Origin of the sequence: Paenibacillus flagellatus (genome assembly GCF_003217775.1) — a bacterium.
GTDB classification, from domain to species: Bacteria; Bacillota; Bacilli; order Paenibacillales; family NBRC-103111; genus Paenibacillus_AB; species Paenibacillus_AB flagellatus.
Genome location: NZ_QJVJ01000007.1, coordinates 356,546 through 374,210, shown reverse-complemented (window position 1 = coordinate 374,210; position 17,665 = coordinate 356,546). Strand labels below are relative to the sequence as shown.

Below are 17,665 nucleotides of genomic sequence, written 5' to 3'. Positions count from 1 at the left end.
TCGCCTCGGTTTCGTATAGTAATCGGTTGCTGTAGCAATTCGATTATACCATGTCCCGCCGGTTGCGTCCTCGCCGCGGAACATCGCCACCCTTCGGGGCCGTAGCGAAGGCGAGCCGTTACGAGGAAACACGCCGAAAACGCGACAAGGCTAACCGCAACCGCCGCATACGGCGGCACCGGTTAGCCTTGTCTGTCTGCGGTTCGCGCTCACGATTCGAAAAACTCCTGCTCGAGCATGATGCACAGCGCATGGTAAATCGGCAAATGCCGTTCCTGAATATCCGGCGTGCTGTCGTACGGTACGCGGATCATGACGTCGCACAGCTCGTTCATCTTGCCGCCTCCCCGGCCGGTGAAGCCGATGGTCCACATGCCGAGCGCGCGCGCCACCTGCAAGGCGTGGACGACGTTTTTCGAATTGCCGGACGTGCTCAAGCCGACGATCGCGTCTCCCGGCTTGCCGTAGCCGTACACCTGCTGCGCGAACACCATGTCGGCGTCCACATCGTTGATGAAGGCGGTGGACAGCGCCGAATGGCTGACGAGCGAGATGGCCGGCAGCGCGCCCTGCAGACGGTCGGCCAAATCGTCGCCGTTGTCCGGGAACAGCTCGCGCAGCTTTTGCCGTTTGGCGTCGGGCACCGGGCGCCGGTACATGAAGCCCTTCATCAGCTCGCCGACGATATGCTCGCTGTCCGCGGCGCTGCCGCCGTTGCCGCAGACGAGCAGCTTGCCGCCCTGCCGGTAGCTCGTGCGGATCGTCTCGAACGCCCGCGCGATCGCATCGGCGCAGCCTTGCAGGTCGGGATATTTGGTCACAAGTTGTTGCAGCACGGGATGCATGTTCGCTGACTCCTTTATGTCGGGTAATAGCGGGGCGGCTTCACGCCTCCGGCCGGCCTTTGACCGGGCATACGATCAGCTGGACGCCCTGCTTCTCGATTTCCTCCAACACCGTTTCGTCCGCCAAATCGCTCGTAATGAGAATGTCGACGTCCTGAAAATTGCTGAACGAAATGAGCGCCTGCTTCTGGAACTTCGAATGGTCGGCGACGATGACGACCTTTTGCCCGGCGGTAATCATCGCCCGCTTCACTTCCGCCTCGTAAATGTCGGAGCTGGTGAAGCCTTTGCGCAGCGAAATGCCGGACGTGCCGAGGAAGACGTAATGCGCGTTATATTTTTGCAGCTCGATTTCCGCCTGCGGTCCGACGAGGCTCATCGATTTCTTGATCAGCTTGCCGCCGATCAAAAAAACGGACGAATCCTCGATATAGCTGCATTCGTCGGCGACGTTCACGCCGTTCGTAACGATCATCAAATTGTGGACGTTCCGCAAATGCCGGGCGATGCACCACGTCGTCGAGCCGGAGTCGAGAATGAGAATTTGCTCGTCCTGGACGAGCTCCGCCGCCTTCCGGCCGATCGCGTCCTTTTCTTCGAAATGCTGAAATTTGCGCTGCTGGATCGGAGGGACGGACGTCGCCGCGTTTTGGAGCTCTTCGACCAAAATCGCTCCGCCGTAATTTTTTTGGATGAGGCCTTCCCGCTCCAGCTGGTTCAGATCGCGGCGTATCGTTTCTTCCGAAACGTTGAATTCCCGAACGAGATCGGCCACTTTGACGCTGCGTTCCTGCAGCAATATTTCTTTGATTTTGTTACGCCGTTGCACGACGATCATCGTAAAAATCCCCTCCAGATGGACAATCCAACTGTACCATTATAACGCATCGGCCTTATTGTGTCTTTAAATGCTCCAGCGCGCGGACAAAAAAGTCGGGCTTGCCGAAGCTCCCCGATTTCAGGACGAGCAGCACCGGACGGTCGGACAGCGACACGCAGGACGGAAGGCCGGATTCGATCTCCTTCCAGACGCGCATTCCCTTCACCCCGAGGCGGGCGCAAACGGCGGCCGACGTGTCCCCGCCGGCGACGAGCAGACGGTTTTCTCCGGTGCGCTCCAGCACCCGCGCGGCGATTTCGGCGATCGCCCCCGAGACGAGCCGGGAGACGTCGGTGTTCGTCAGTCCGGCGCGGGCGCCGGCTTCCTTCGTCCGGGCGACCCGCTCCGCTTCGTTGGACGAATGGTACAAAGCGTTCCGGCCCTGCTCCAGCACGGCGGACAGCTCGGCGGTCAGCCGGCCGATCTCCGCCTCGCGGGACGCCTCGTCCAACAGCCGCATCGTATCGAGCTCGAAGCCGGCGACGCCCGTTCGCTTCAGCTCGGCGATCTGGGCCGCCGTCTGCGGCATAAGGCTGCCGGCCGCGCACAGAATGCCGACGCCGTCCCGCTTCGCGAGGGGCAGCCGGCTCGCCTCGCCGGCCGGCTTCGCGCCCCACGCGAGCGCCAGCTCCTCGGCGAGCGCCGAGCTGCCGCCGACGACCCGCTCTCCGCGCACCGCCTCCGCGATCGCGGCGAGCGCCGCCTGGTCGGTCACGTCGAGGAGGAGATAGCCGCCGGGGCCGTTCGCCTTCCGCGCCGCAATCGCCTCGCGGAGCGCCTCCGCCCCCCGCTCCACCGTCTCGCGGCCGATCCGCTCCACGCTGCGTCTCGTCTGGGCTTGCAGGATGCCGACCAGATCGGAGCGGCGCATCGGATGGACCGGGTCGTGTCGGAACTCCGACTCCTCGAGCTTGCGTCCGTGCACGTAATGGATGCCGTCGACCGTCGTCCGTCCGTTTTTCGGGAAGCCGAGCACGACGATCATGAACGATTCGCCGAGCGCGTCCAGCATCGCGTCGAACTCCGCGCCGACGTTGCCGCGGAAGACGGAGCACGTTTTGTTGTAAAAAAACGTGCAGCCGCTGTCCGCAAGCTGCCGGGTGGCCGCGTACGCCTTGTCGTAGGCGGTTTTCGCGGAATCGAACCGCGAATCGGTATCGAGGATGACGACGTCCGGTCCGCCCTGCGCGCGGAACGCCGCTCCCGGCTCGAACGGATAGACGTGGGTGACGTAGTTCGATTTCGCGAACATGATGCCGATATCGTTCGCTCCGGTAATGTCGTCGGCCACCACTCCGATCATGTCGGCCACTCCCTTCTCGGCTTGTAGCCGGCCCGGTGCAAAAAATCGCTCACCGTGTCCGGCGTCAGCTTGCGCAGCGCGACGCCCGACTGCATCGACGTCACGACCATGCGGCAAGCCATCTCCAGCGTCTGCAGCGACATGCGCGCCTCCCGGATCGACGTGTCGTACACGAGCACGCCGTGATTGTCGAGCAGCAGCACGTTCGCTTTCCGCACTTGCGCCCGCACCCCTTCGCCGAGCGCTTCGGAGCCGGGATGGAAATAAGGAACCCGTTCGACGCGCTCCAAATAATACATCGTCTCGACGAACAGGTCGGACGGCAGCTCGACGTCGGAGCAGGCGATCAGCGTGCTGTAGAACGGCGACGCGTGCAGCACCGCGTTCACCTCGGGGCGCTCCTCGTAGACGGCGCGGTGCATCGGCAGCTCCTTCGACGGCTTGCGGCCCGCCGGATGCCGCGCTTCGCCGGCGAACGTGCACTCGACGAAGTCGTCCTCGGCCAGCTCGCCCAGAAACGTGCCGCTCGCCGTAACCAAGTACCGGTCCGGGCCGGTACGGGCGCTGATGTTGCCGGCGTTGCCCCACGCCAGCCCGTGGTCCATCATGTACCGACCCGCGGCGCTCAGCCGGCGGGCGGCTTCGGTTGCTTCCAGCATCGGTTCTCGCCTCGTTTCTGCATGGGATGGGGCGGCGCTACGGCAGCCGCAGCGGCCCGGCGTTGAAGCCGCTCGCCTCGATCGACCGGTCTTCCTCGGGAACGACGCCGTCCCAATCGATCACAATCGTCCGGCTTTCGCCGGGCAGCAGATGGAAATGGTTATCGTCGAAATAGACGTAGCCGCAATCGCCGAGCCGCCGGGCATCGTCCAGCCGGACGCCGACGGCGGCCGCTTCGCCGTCGTTGCGCAGCGTCACGTTCCACCGATCCCCGTTCCGCGCGATCCCGGCGACGGTCAAGCCGCCGGCCGGCAGCTGCAAGATCGGCTCCAGGTCGGCCGTGCGGCTGAATAGGTAACGGTTGTCCGCGAGGACGGCTCCCTCCGGACCGGTCAGCGTCAAATCGAGGAAGAAGATGTCCGTCCCAATCCGGTCTAGCGCGAAGCCGAATTCGCCGATCCGCTCCGGCGCGTTCGCGGCGAGCGCGAACGCGTGGCGCGCCTCGTGGACGAGCTTGCCGGCGGCGTCGCGGACGGCGGCGTGCAGCGCGCAGCCGTCCAACGCGCACTCGCCGGAATGCGCCGCCCACAGCTCCGCCTCGAAGACGTCGCGCTCCGCCCAGGCTTGCGCGGCGAACGAAGCGGTGACCGCTACGGGCGCATACGCTTTCGCCACCGCGTAGTAGACCGGCTTCGGAACCGCGTAGTAGTCGAGCGCCGACGTGCAGTAGCCGTTCGGGTACGGCTCGTTGAACTGCCACGGCAGCGATCCGCTGTTCCGGTATTTGCGCCGCCGGTTCGATTCGACCGCATAGCGCAGTCCTTCCGCCTGCAGCAGCTGGCTGGCGCGGATGAGCGTGCCGACGTCGCCGATGCCGCCGCCGAACGCGCTTTGCACGTAGGGCTCGTTCGTCCACCACGAGCCGCGGTGGAAATAGACCGGATTGTCTTTGCTCGCCGGCCATTGGTTGTCGGCCGATATCGTCGCGTCCAGCGTCTTCCGGTTCGTCATCCCTTCGACGCCGAACTCGCTGTGAAGGAGCGACGTTCCTTGGTTGTACAGCGTATACTGCGAGGTCAGCCCTTGGTGCTCCCAGGGTCCGTGCACGTCGTGAAGGCCGTCCGGGTCCGCCTCGATATGGGCCAAACTGTTGCTGAACAGCCGCCCCGTCGGAGACGTCGCGAGCCAGTGGCGGTCGGGGTCGAGCCTCCGCACCGCGTCCCGCAGCGCGGCCAGCGCCGGCTCGGCATCGTCGAGCGGCCTCCCGTCCCGCGTCTGCAGCTCGTTGCCGCCGCACCAGAGCGCGAGCGACGGATGGTTTCGCTTGCGCGGAATAATCCGCTCCGCTTCGCTTACCATCATGGCGATGAAGGCGGGATCGTCCGACGGCTTGTTCTCGATGCCGGAGCTCGACTGGATGAACTCCTGCCAGACCAGAATGCCCATCCGGTCGCAAAGTTCGTAGAACGCCTCCTTCTCGATCAGCCCGCCGCCCCAGACGCGCAGCATGTTGACGTTCGCCCGCTTCGCCAGCGTCAGCAGCCGCTCCAGCTTGGCCGGCCGCTCGACGCCGTACATGACGTCGATCGGCACCCAGTTCCAGCCTTTGATATAGAGCTTCCGTCCGTTCACGACGAACGTATACGGCAGCGCCGTCTCGTCCGGCGTTTCGTTGCGGACGAGCTCGACGGACCGGATGCCGAACGTCGTCCGCCTCGCGTGGGAGACGGGCGGCGACGATTCCGCATCCGGATGCGGATGCGACTCCGTCCCGCTCCGCCGCTCCAAGATCCGGACGGCTACCTCGGCCTCGTACAGCGGCTGCGCGCCATAGCCGTTCGGCCACCATAAGCTCGGCTGCGCGACGTCCAGGCAGACGTTCAGCGGCGTTTCGCCCGGCGCGACCGCATGCTTCGTCGTCGAACGCGCGACGACGCGCCCGCCCAGCGTCAACGTCACGTCCGCTTCGACAACCGCCCGAACGGTCGAGTCCAGCTTCGCCGTGACCGATACGGCCGCGGCCGATCGATCCGCCGACAGCTGCGGCCGGACGAACGCGTCCTCGACCGTAACCGGTCCGCTCACTTCGAGGCAGACGTCGTCCCAAATGCCGAGATGGATCATCCGCGGGCAGAAGTCCCACCAATACGTCATCCGGCTTTTGTGCGTCCGCACCTTCGACGTGCGGCCGACTTGGGGCTGCGCGTCGGGCGCCCGCTCCAGCACGACCGCGAGCAGGTTGTCTTCCCCGTACAGCAAGGCGTCCGACACCTCGAAAACGGCCGGCGTAAACATGCCCCGATGGGCGCCGATCGGGACGCCGTTCAGGAACAGCCGCGCCTCGTAGTCGATCCCTTCGAAGCGAAGCCGGACGCGTCGTCCTTTCCAGCCGAGGTCGGCGCGGAACGTCTTCTTGTACACCCACGTCCGCTCCGGTACCCATTCGGCTAGCAGGCTGTTTCGCTCGAAATACGGATCGGGAAGTTCCCCGTTCGCCCACAGGTCGTGATGGACGCTGCCCGGCACGGTGCCGGTCCGCCACCAGCGGACGTCGCGCGTATCCGGCTTCTCGGCATGGCGCCATACCCAGTCCTCGCCCAAAAAGTCTTTGTACAGCCAATCGCTGCCGTTCAGCGAAATGCGCATCGGCCCGCTCGCCCTCCGATCACCATTCGAGCATGTTGTTCTCGACGACCGGCAGGCTCGCGTCCTTCGGCACGCGGAACGTCTTGATTTCGCACGGACCGAACTTCACCCGGATCGTCCGGTTCCATTTCGGCAGCTCGATCGTCGCTTCGGTCGCCGTCTTCGTCGTCTCGTACACGCGGAGAATCAGGTCGTCGTTGTCCTCGGCCTTTTTCACCGCGCTGACGATGACGTTGTCCTTGTCGACCGACAGGAACGAGTCTTTTTGCGGCAGCGGACCGTCATGGTACGTTTCGATAATCGTTACCGGACGGGTATTGAGTTCGGCCGCCCGTTGGACCGTGCCGCCCTGCTCCCAATTGCCGAGGTGCGGAATCATCCGGTAGTGGAACGTCTGGATGCCTTGGTCGATGAACGAGTAATGGCCGTCCGGATCCGGTACGAGCGGATCGTGGTGCGCGTAGATCGGGCTGCGGACGACGGTGATCGCCATCTCCTTGTTGTGGATGCTGTAGCTGTATTTCGCGTCGTTCGCCAAGCTGAGCCCGTAGACGAAGCCGCCCTCGCGGGTGACGCCGGAGTAATCGATCCACTTCAAGCCCGGCTCCTCCTCGCCGTTATGCTCCCGCTCGATGTAGCCGTACGGAATTTCGTACGATTGGCGGGTAAAGACGAAGTTGACCGGGAAGACGAGCTTCAGCATTTTGAAATGCTCGCGCCAGTCGACCGTCACCTTGACGTCGATGTAATCGAGCTCGCGGTACATCGCGAAATCTTGGACGAGCTTCGAGCTGCCGTATTCGCTGACGACGCGGATGACCGATTTCACCGGACCGTGCTCGACGAGCTTGACGCTTCTCGCCTGGAACGTGCCGACGACGTTGTTGAAATGGAACACGTTATGGCTCCACGTGTCGCTCTTGTCCTCGATGACGACCGGCTTCGCCGCGTCGCTGCGGAACACCTCGGTCGCATGCGTCTTGTCGTACAGCGACTTGACGAACCCGGTTTTCGGATCGAATTCGACGCGGAACCGGTCGTTTTCGAACGAATAGTCGTTCGCCTTGATCGGCTGGGCGTCCGATTTTTTCACCGACGGGTTCGACGTCATCCGGTACGTGCGGTAGCCCATCGGCGGCAGCTCGGCGACGAAGCTGACGCGATGCCGTCCGCCCGCGGTCGCGAGCGACTGCACCTTCTGATACGGGACGGTGCGTCCCTCCTCGTCGACCAGCTGATCGGCTTCCTTCAGGCCGCCGTATTCGAGCTCGACGTTCACCTTCGCGTTCCACGAATGCGGGTTGAAGACGACGATCGGCTTCATGCCGTCCTCCTGGTCGATCTTGATGCTCCAGGAGATCGATTGGAGCGCGTAGTTCATGTTGCGGTCCGCGATCGACATCGCTTCGCCGTATTGGTTGCGCGCGTCCTCGTAAGCGGGCTCGATGCTCGTGCCGGCGAGAATGTCGTGGAACTGGTTGAACAAAATGTTTTTCCACGCCTGCGTATATTCCGCTCTCGGGTACGGCTGTCCCGTCACCCATTCGGCCAAGGCGGAAAATTTCTCCGCGGCGACGATCATGTTCTCCGCCTTGCGGTTCCAATGCTTCACGCCGGAATGCGCCGCGTAGCAGCCGCTCGCATGATGCTGCAAATCGTCGTGGACGACCGGAATCGGCAGCCCCCGCTTCTCGATCTCGGCGAAAAATCGGTTCGGCGAGCTGAACGTCATCGACGGGAATTCGGGATCCTGCGCCATCCGCTTCAAGCTCTCGATGTTTTCCTTCGTCGGGCCGCCGCCGTGGTTGCCGACGCCGTAAAAGCACATCAGCTCGTCGAACGGCTCCTTCAGCTCGGTCGCGCACCGGCGCACGTGCTTGTCCAGCTCCTTCGGCCACGTGCAGTATTCGAACAGGATGCGGAACGTCAGGACGCGCGAGCCGTCGTCGGATTCCCAGTGGAACAGCCGTCCCGGCAGCCCTTTCTCGTTCGGCATCGGCCGCATCATGACGTAGTAGTCCATGCCGCTTTTCTTGAGAATTTGCGGCATCATGCCGAAATGGCCGAAGCTGTCGACGTTGTAGCCGACTTTGGCGGTGACGCCGAATTTCTCCTTGAAGTAGCGCTGGCCGTACAGCCCTTGGCGGACGAACGACTCGCCGCTCGGAATGTTGCAGTCCGGCTGAATCCACCAGCCGCCGACGATGACCCAGCGGCCTTCGGCGACGCGCCTGCGGATTTCCTCGAACATCTTCGGATCGTTGTTCTCCACCCATTCGTACGTGGCGGCGGAGCTCGACGTGAAGATGAAGTCGTCGTACTCGTTCATCCGGTCGAGCGCCGAACGGAACGTCGCCTTGATTTCCTGAAAGCCTTCCTGCCACTGCCACAGCCATACCGGGTCCAAATGCGCATTGCCGATCAGGTGAAGCTTCTTGTCCTTCATCGCCATCGTCTGTTTCCCTCCGTCTATATGGGCGGATTTCGTTCCGCCCGTTTTCGTCTTACGGCCGGACGACCGTCACGAGCGCCTCGGCCTGCTGGCCGAACCGGCGTCCGTCCGCCGTCACGTCGACGGCGATCCGCTCCCGCCGGACCGGCTCGGCTCCGGGCGGCACGGTCGCCGCGAAGCGGATGCGGCGCGTCTCGTTCGCCGCGAAGCGCTCGCGCGCGACGGCCGGCTCGGCCGTCCATCCCGTCGGCAGCACCGGCTCGAGGACGAGCTCGGCCGGGCGGCCGAACGGGTTGACCGTCTCGGCCTCGTACTCGATCGTCTCGCCGGGGCTCGCGATCGCCTGATACGGCTCGAGCCGCGCGGCGAACCCTTCGGCGCCGAAATCGGCTTCGCCGAGCGGCAGCAGCTCGCGGTGCAGCCGCTCGAGCGCTTCCCCGCGCTCGTCCAGCGCGTCGAAGTAGGCGGGCGTCGTCCAGAGCGGCTCGGCGTGCCCGGTTACGACGACGTCCGGCGCAAGCCGCCGGTACAGCGCCGCGCTCGCCGCGTAGTCCGGAATCCGGAACCGGTTCCGGTAGACGTAATTCCACATCTCGCCTTGGTATTGGTCGCCGCCGACGAGCACCTTCTTCCCGTCGACCTCGAGGAAAATCGCCGCCGCGTACAGCGTATGGCCGCCCTGCTCGTACAGCGTCAGCTCGTACTCCTCCCAGCGGATCGGGGTGCCGAGCGGCAGCCTCCGGTCGACCGGGATCGGCTCGAACCAGAGACACTGCACGTCGAACCGCTCGGGGCGCTCGAGCACGTCGGCGAAGTTGTCCGGCGCCCACACCCGCGTCCCCTCGACGTCGCGCAGCAGGTTGATGCCCGCGACATGGTCGTCGTGGTAATGCGTCGGCACGACGACGTCGATGCGGGCGACGCCGTAATTCCGCTTCAGCGCCGGCAGCGAGTACAGCCACGGCCTGCGGGCCGGGCGAGCCGTCTCGACGGCCATCCCGGTCATGAAGTCGTAGCCGAAATCGAACAGCAGCGCCTTGCCGCTGTCCGACAGCAGCACGTAGTAATTCGCGAAGCTCGCCCGGCTCGCCAGCAAATGCGGCGTCACGTTCTCGTACGGCTTGTCGCGAAGCAGCAGCAGCCGAGGATTGTGCCCTCTGTACGCCATCAGCTCGCGCAGCCGGGAAACGGTCAAGTCGATCGCTTCGCCGGGGTTTGCGATCGGCGCGCCGTGCGACGGGAGCAGGACGTCCGGCTCCCGGTCCTTCAAGTCGAGCAGAGAGGCGGCCGTCGCGGGCAGCCCTTCTCCGCCGTTGTACGACCATTGCGTCGCGGCGAGCGACCATATTTTGCCCGGCGCCGCGATCAGGTCGCCGGTGAACGCGTACGTCCGGCCGTCGCGGCGGGCCAGCACGCTGATCGAGCCGACCGTGTGTCCGGGCGTCGGCAGCACGGTCAGCGTCCAGCCGCCGAAGACGTGCTCGCTGTAATCGCGCAGCGTATCCGCTACCGGGACGGAGCGGAGCAGGCTGAACCGGTCCTGCCGGCCGCTGTATTCGTTGGACAGCTGCTTTCGCTGCCAATGCAGATCCGCCTCGTCGAACAGCTCGCGCTCGGCGTGGGGGACGAGGATCGGGATGCCGGCTTCGGCGGCCCGCCCGAGCCCTTGCCCTTGGTCGCGGTGGTGGTGCGTCATCCAGACGCCGGCCACCCGCTCGACGCCGATGGCGCCGAGCGCGTCGAGGACGCCGCCGCCGCCGAAATCGATCAGCAGCGCTTCGGAGCCGCTGCGGACGACGTAGACGCTGCAGCTGTCCTCGTAGAGAAAGAGGTTGTCGGATAGCGGCTTCAGCATAATGCGGCCGGCCTCCTGTTCCAGTGAGATAGGGAAAATGCGGCAAAAGAGCCGGACTATCGTGCGAATAAAGTCGTTTTGTACGCGATTTCGCCCGCTGCCGCTACGCCAGCTCGATGCGCACCGTCGCCAGCCCCCAAGCCGGCACGTCTACGGCGAGCGTGCCGTCGGCCGCCACCGGCAGCTCGCCGAGCTCGCGCTCGAGCAGGTCGGTGCGCACCGCCTTGACGATGCGCCGGCCCGGAATGTCCACCGTCGCCGTATTCGGCCGGCCTGCGATGTCGAGCAGCCGGACGACGTAGCCGTCCGCCCCTCTCGCCTTCTTGACCGTCGTCGCGACGACCCCGTCTCCGCCGATCCGGGCGAGCGTGCCGCCCGTCTTCGCTTCGTACGGCGGCTTCGTGTCGCGGAAGTCCTGGAAGCTCATCCGCTGCGCATAGAGCGGCATCCGCTGCTGCCAGCCGAACTTGTACAAGTCCGGCTTCGCCAATCCGCGTCCGCTCGTAATCGAATAACGGAACGCGATATCGCCGCCTTGCGACGCCTTGTAGTTCGTATGCCAGTAATTGTTCAGCACGTACGAGAATATGCGTCCGCCGGTCAAATCCATTTCCTTCGGCCAACGCCCTTTCACGACGTCCCCGACGCAGAAGAGCGGAATGTCCGGGGAGGCGATGAATACGTCGGCGTCGCCGCCGTTCACCCAAATCCCGGTCTGCAGCGGCAGCCATTCCTTGCAGCCGCCCGGCAGCTGGTCCTTGTCCCAGCATACCCAGCCGAGCTGCGAGTCGGAATGAACCAGCGCCCCGGGCTGCGCGACCGGGAACGCCACGTACACCGCTTCCTTCTCCGTCCGCTCTTCTTTCCGGTACGCGTAGCGGACGTCGACCCGCTTCGCGCCGTTCGGCAGCGACCATTCGACGGTCAGCTCCCCGTACGGAACCGAGCCGGTCAGCACGATCGCCGTTCCGTAATCGTACCGTTTCAGCTCCGCCGACTTCGGCTCGAACTCGCCCCGCACGTGCGGGTCGCCGTCCTGCAGGTCGGATTGGTTGCTGACGAGCCGGGTCCCTTCCCCGCCTTCCGCGTACAGCAGCTGGCCGAAGCCCCAGACGTCCGCCCCGTCGGCCAGCTCCCGGCCGAGCTCCTTGTCGAACAGCCCGGTGGCGAAGCCGCGCGCCGTCGAGACGGTCAGCCGGTACCAGTCGTTCTCGAGCGTCAGCTCCCGGCCGCCGTCGGCGATACCGACCGCCTCGACCGTCGTCCCGGCACCGGCGCGCGCCGCGGGCGACGCCTCCTCGCGCAGCACGAGCCTCCGGTAGCTGAGCCCGGGCATGTCGTCGACCCACAGCTCGACGATCGACTGCCCGTTCAGCTTTCGTACGAGCCGCGCCGGTACGGGCCGTCCGCTTTCCGCATCGTATACGTTTTCGCCCGCGCCGATTTCGACCGTCACCGGACCGCCGAACGTCCAGCTGTTCGGGTTGTACACGACGACCTCGCGACCGTCGTTGTTCCAGCTGAGCGAATGCCGCGTCGCCGCTCCGTGCAGCAGCCGGTCGGCCCACCGCTTCGCCCCGTTCGCCATATGCTCCTTGATCGTCCATTGGTCGCGGGCGAGCAGCGCCTCCGGGTCGGTGCAGCTGAGAAACGCGCCCCAAGTATGCTCGTCGTACAGAAGCAGCTCGCGCCACGCCTCGTCGAACTGGCGCTCGGGATAGCTCCAATCGCCGTTGTGGATAACGGCGAGCGATTCGAGCCGTTCCGCCGCCGGCAGCATCGCCTGCGCGTGCCGGACGTCGATCGTCGGGACGATCGACGAGCCGGCGCCGTCTTCCCAATACGCGCCGCCGTCGCCCTGGAACGTGCGCAGCGTATCGCCGAAACGGTCCTCGACGTAACGGAAGAAATCGCCGAGGTGGCCCGCGATCAGCTTCGGATATTCGTACTTGGCGTTCCATTCGGCGATGAACGCGTTCGGCTGCGGGTCGAGGTCGGTATTGTCCGCCTCCTGGCCGTACAGCATAACCGCATCCGGCGCGTAGTCGCCCGTCTCGTACTCCTGCAGCCACATGCCGAGTCCGCGCTCCGCGGCATTCGCCAGCGGCGGGCTGCCGCACACCTTGCGCAGCTCGCAGTACATTTTCGCCAGCCAGACCAGCACTTTGCCGCCGTTCGTCCCTTCCCAATAAAAAGGCGATACGCGGTGCAAGCCGCCGTTCAACCGGAACGGTCCGCGGTCCTGATTGTTCGCGTGGACCAAATACGGGACGCCGCACCCTTCCAGGATCGCCGGCATCGATCCGGTAATCGAGGCGACGTCGACGACGGCCGACAGATCGGCCTTCATGCCGTGCGGTCGCAAGTAGCCGTCCGTCCGTTCCCCGTTGCGGATCAAATCCTCGAGTGCCGCGTACTGCGTAAGCAGGTCCACGTAATTGCTGACGACGTTGATGCGGCCCGCCTTGACCCATTTCAGCAGCTGCTCCTTGCGACGCTCGCTCCGCGTTTCCAAGTACGTCTCCAGCACCCAGAACGAATCGAGGTGGTAGGCGAACGCCGGCGCCGTATCCGGCCGAGACGCCCGTTCCGCCTCCTCCGCTTCGAGAAAATCGATCGCCGTATCGACATTCCGGCACAGACGCTCGGCCACCTCCCACTGCCGGTGCGTATACCCGATATCCGTATGGGCGTGGTCGGTAACGAACACCTTCCATTTCCGCCGGCGTTCCACATTCCCTTGCCACGATACGGCCTTCCCTCCGACCGTCCCTTCGATCGCGACCTTTACTTCGCCCTCGCCGTCGAACAAATCGAACGCGATGCGGCGATGGCCGAACGCCGCATCCGGCACGTGCAGCTCGATCCGTTCCGTTCGGGAGGCGTCGCCGACCGTCGCCGTCAGCGCCGCGTCCCAAACCGGGCCGTCGAACTCCAGGTACAGGTCGCACCGCTCGACCAAGTCGCCGCGGTCGTTCCGGTAATACAGCACCGACGGAATCGGCTCCGCCCGCCGCAATCCCGCGGCGTCCGTCTCGTCCGCCAGCTCCGACAGGGCGATGCATTGGTACAGGAAGCCGGCGCCGTTCGCCATCCGGTCGAGCCGTTTGATTTTCTCGACGCGATCGATGCGGATGTATTCCCCGCCGTCCCGGGCGGTCAGCTCGAGGCGGTTCACTCCCTGCCGCAGCAGGCCGCCCGGAATGACGACTTCCGCGACGCCTTCCGAATAGATCGTCGTATGCAGGCCGGCATACAGCCGGATTTCCCCCGATTGCGAAGGAACGGGGCGAAAGTACGCATGGCCGGCCGTGCCGTTTACGCCGATTTCCAAATAAGCGAGCCGCGGCGCGATGACCAAGTAATGAATGCGCAACGCGCAGTTCCCCGCCGGCCGGTCCGCCAGCTCGAACTCGATCCCGTACGTATACGTCCGGTAGCCCGCTTCGGGGTCCGCCTCGCTCGGGTGGAAGATCGGCCACCGCTGGCTGCCGTTCCCCGCCGCGGGATCGGACGGCACGCGCCATGTCGCGTCGCCCGGCACCGTCGGCGTCTTGTAATTGTCGTACAAATCGGCGGACTTCCCGTCGGGAGAGCCGATCGACCAGATCCGTCGTTCCGTCATGCGATCACCTCTTGTACGGGGCCGATTTCATCCCGCCCCTAAGTCGGCTTATAGCGCGAACGTGCCCGCCTGTCCGGCGCTCGAAAGGAAGTTGCTCATTTTGTCGGCGACCGTCTTCTCCACCGCCGCGCGGCCTTGCTCGAGACGATCGGCCGGCAGCGCCTTGCACTCCGCGTTCGTCATCCGTTCCTCGCGGCCGAGCGCTTCGAGCAGCGACAGCTCGAGATCGGTGGCGATGTTCACCTTGCTGACGCCGCCGCCTTCCAGCTTGATCGCCTTCGACATCATGTCGGCCGGAACACCCGAGCCGCCGTGCAGCACGAGATGAACCGGGGTCAGCCTGCGGATCGCCTTCAGCCGGTCGTAGTCGATTTTCGGCTGGCGCACCATGTAGACGCCGTGCGCCGTTCCGCACGAGACGGCCAGCGCGTCGACCCGCGTCTCGCCGACGAACCGCTCGGCTTCCTTCGGATCGGTGTACAGCTCCTCGTCTTTGTCCGTTTCGACGAAGTCGGTCGTGCCGATCATGCCGAGCTCGGCTTCGACGGACACGCCGTGACGATGCGCATATTCGGCCGCTTGCTTGGAAATCGCGATGTTTTCCTCGAGCTCCTTCTCGGAAGCGTCGATCATGACCGATGTGAACCCGGCGGCGATGGCCGCTTCGATGACCGCCATCTCCTTCGTATGGTCCAGATGAAGCACGACCGGGACCGTAATGCTCTCCTGCTCGACGACGCGGTAAAATTCGTCGGCGAACTCCTTCGGGGTAATGCCGTACCGGTCCAGCTCCTTGCTCGAAATTTGCACGATGAGCGGCGAGTTCATCCGTTGGCCGGCGCGCAGCACGGGCGCGATCATCGGCGTATAGCGGGGAGAAAAGGAGCCGAGGGCGTAACCGTGCCGCTCGGCGGTTTCCAGTGCGCGTTTCAACGTAATCACATTATGGGGTCTCGTACTTTGGCTCACAGTCATCTCTCCCTAGCTGAATGTATGGTAAACGAGTCGGAGCGGACCTTGCAGCGGCATGTAGCCTTCCTCGTAAAGCTTTCGATACCGCTCGTGGCGTCCGGCTTGCGGATATACCCACTCGACGCTGCGGCTCGCGGCCGCCGCCTCGGCGGCTCGTTCGGCATCGGCGTACGCGCCGCCGGCGACGCCCGCCGCGAGCGCGGCGCCGAGCAGCGTCGCCTCCGGCAGCCCGGCTTTGCCGATCCGGCAGCCGGAGACGTCCGCCTTGATCTGCATCCAGTGGCGGTTTTTCGTTCCGCCGCCGACCGCCACCATAGAGCCGATGCGCCGTCCCGCCGCCTTTTCGGCGGCCCGGCGGATCGATTCCAGCTCGTAGGCGGTGCCCTCCAGCACCGCTTTCATAAGCTCCGCCTTCCCGTGGGCCGCCTTCAAGCCGACGAATGCGCCGGACGCCTTCGGATCGGGCTGCGGCGCCCCGCTTCCGGACAAATACGGAAAGTACAAAATGCCCGTCGGCTCGGGGGACAATCGGTCGAGCATCGCCAGGACGCGCCCGTAATCGAGCGGCTCGTCGCCGAGCAGCGAACGGAGCCATTCCACCGATCCGCCGGACGCCGACAAGCCGCCCATCCAGAAATGCCGCCCGCGGACGGCGTGCAGGCCGTACGCCAGTCCGGACTCGTACTCGGCGGCGCCGAGCGGCGACGCGTCGACCGTTCCGACGAGCGTCTCGGCCGTCCCCATCGAGTCGTACGCGTCTCCCGGTGCGACGGCGCCGACCGCCAAGGCGGCGCAGACGTGATCGTGGCCGGCGACGCCGACAGCCGCGCCGGAGCCGATCCCGCAGGCGGCGGCCGCCTCCGGCGTCACCCTGCCGATCTTCGTGCCGCAGCGGAACGCGTCCGGGAACAGGTCGGGCGGCAAGCCGAAATGGCGAATCCAATCGCGGTCCCAGTCGGCCTTCGCGATGTCGAAGGCGAACGTGCGGGCGGCCAGCGTATAATCGGTCGCCATGACGCCGGTCAGCCGGTACGCGATATAATCGGCCGCCGACAGCCATACGGCGCCGCGGAACGCGTCGGGCCGTCTTTGCTTCAGCCAGAGCAGCTTCGTCAGCCCTTGCTTGAAACTGGCGCGCAGCCCCGTCTTGGCGAAGCGCGACAGCGGATCGTCCGCCGCCTCGACGACGTCCGCGAAGGCGGCGGCGCACGGGTCGAACCACGGCAGAAACAGCGAGCGCGGCTCCCCGCTTTCGCGGTCGACGAGCAGCCCGCTTTCCGCCATGCTGGCGACCCCGATTGCCGAGACGGCCCCGGCAGCGACTCCGTCTACGGCTTCGCCGCCGGCCGCCGCTTCGCTTATGGCGGACGCGACCGTGACCCACAGCCGGTCCGGGTCGTAATACGCGTAGCCCTCCGGGCTGCGTAACGTTTCGGTGGGACGGGAGGCGATGCGGACGGGCGTCCCGTCCTCCCGGAACAGTCCCGCCTTGCAGTGCGTCGTGCCGATGTCGATTCCGATCAACGCCATATTAGCCGCTTCCCTCCATAACCCGTTTGACCCGCTCCATGCCGAGCCGCGGGCTGGACAAATATTTCGGGCGGACCGCCTCCGGCAGCGTCTCGACGACGCGCGCCATCGACGCCTGCGCCAGCACGACGACGTCGACCTGGTCGCCGAGCTCGAGCAGCGTCTCCGCGAGAACGCGGTCGTGACCGTCCTTGTCGCCGGCCATCAGGAGGCGGTACGCGGAGTCGGCCAGCGCCGGCACGAATTCCGCGTCGTTGCCGGCGGCGGCGGCCTTCGCCCGCAGCAGCCGGAGCGTCGGCTCGAGCGTCGTCGGCACGGTGGCCGCGACCCCGATTCGCCGGCCGCGGCCGACGGCCTCCTCGGCCATCGCCTCGTCGATGCGGACGATCGGCACGCCGACGTGCGGCTGTGCCTTCGCGACGAGCTCCCCGACGGACGAGCATGCGTTCAAAATGCAATCCGCCCCGACCTGCTCGGCGAATTTGGCGTAATGGATCCATCGCTCCTCGACTTCGGCGACGTTGCCGCCGTTAGCCGCGAGCTGAGGAAGTATCGAATCGTCGACGAAATTGACGATTTCCGCGTCCCGAATCGTTTCGCGGGCAAGCGCCTTCAACGAATCGACCGTAACCGGCGTCGTATGGATGATGGCAAGCTTTCGGCTCATCGACAGTTCACGCTCCTTGCGAATGGGCGGCGGCGCTCGGCGCGCCCGCCTTTTGCCGCTTCATCTATCGGGAAAGGACTTGACGGACGAACAGGTGGACGTCCTCGACGACGCCGTAATCGTCGGACGGAATGACGAACGTCACGTCGGCCGACCTCTTTAGTCGAGTAGCCGGTCGACGATCGCGAAATCAAGCGACTCCGGCGTCCGGATCCAGGCGGTCCGCTATT

The 17,665-nt window shown here is 65.2% G+C and carries 11 protein-coding genes; all 11 read right to left on the bottom strand.

Annotated features, from left to right (window positions below):
* Positions 1-209 precede the first annotated feature (209 nt).
* Complete coding sequence (locus DLM86_RS17370) at positions 210-845, bottom strand: D-sedoheptulose-7-phosphate isomerase (RefSeq protein WP_110841304.1); 636 nt, start codon at positions 843-845, stop codon at positions 210-212.
* 40 nt (positions 846-885) lie between these two features.
* Complete coding sequence (locus DLM86_RS17365; protein ID WP_110841303.1) at positions 886-1,683, bottom strand: DeoR/GlpR family DNA-binding transcription regulator; 798 nt, start codon at positions 1,681-1,683, stop codon at positions 886-888.
* A gap of 55 nt (positions 1,684-1,738) precedes the next feature.
* Positions 1,739-3,028 (bottom strand): four-carbon acid sugar kinase family protein, encoded by a 1,290-nt coding sequence (locus DLM86_RS17360; RefSeq protein ID WP_110841302.1) that lies wholly within the window; start codon positions 3,026-3,028, stop codon positions 1,739-1,741.
* The gene (locus tag DLM86_RS17355) at positions 3,025-3,687 is read right to left on the bottom strand and encodes a class II aldolase/adducin family protein (RefSeq protein WP_110841301.1); all 663 of its coding nucleotides are present in this window, start codon (positions 3,685-3,687) and stop codon (positions 3,025-3,027) included. The genes DLM86_RS17360 and DLM86_RS17355 overlap by 4 nt, the downstream gene beginning before the upstream one ends.
* A 37-nt stretch (positions 3,688-3,724) precedes the next feature.
* On the bottom strand, positions 3,725-6,334 hold the full coding sequence (locus DLM86_RS17350) for a glycoside hydrolase family 2 protein (protein ID WP_110841300.1): 2,610 nt from the start codon (positions 6,332-6,334) through the stop codon (positions 3,725-3,727).
* 19 nt (positions 6,335-6,353) lie between these two features.
* Positions 6,354-8,786: an alpha-mannosidase gene (locus tag DLM86_RS17345; protein ID WP_211326549.1), complete on the bottom strand. Its 2,433-nt coding sequence runs from the start codon at positions 8,784-8,786 to the stop codon at positions 6,354-6,356.
* A 52-nt stretch (positions 8,787-8,838) separates the two neighbouring features.
* Complete coding sequence (locus DLM86_RS17340) at positions 8,839-10,641, bottom strand: MBL fold metallo-hydrolase (protein WP_110841299.1); 1,803 nt, start codon at positions 10,639-10,641, stop codon at positions 8,839-8,841.
* Between the two features lie 103 nt (positions 10,642-10,744).
* The gene (locus DLM86_RS17335) at positions 10,745-14,266 is read right to left on the bottom strand and encodes a glycoside hydrolase family 38 N-terminal domain-containing protein (RefSeq protein WP_110841298.1); all 3,522 of its coding nucleotides are present in this window, start codon (positions 14,264-14,266) and stop codon (positions 10,745-10,747) included.
* A gap of 48 nt (positions 14,267-14,314) precedes the next feature.
* Positions 14,315-15,208, bottom strand: a complete 894-nt coding sequence (locus DLM86_RS17330; protein WP_211326548.1) for a class II fructose-bisphosphate aldolase — start codon at positions 15,206-15,208, stop codon at positions 14,315-14,317.
* A 39-nt stretch (positions 15,209-15,247) separates the two neighbouring features.
* Positions 15,248-16,768, bottom strand: a complete 1,521-nt coding sequence (locus tag DLM86_RS17325; protein ID WP_110841296.1) for an FGGY-family carbohydrate kinase — start codon at positions 16,766-16,768, stop codon at positions 15,248-15,250.
* A gap of 1 nt (position 16,769) precedes the next feature.
* Entirely contained in the window at positions 16,770-17,435 is a 666-nt protein-coding gene (locus DLM86_RS17320) for an aspartate/glutamate racemase family protein (protein WP_110841295.1), read from the bottom strand.
* Positions 17,436-17,665 lie beyond the last annotated feature (230 nt).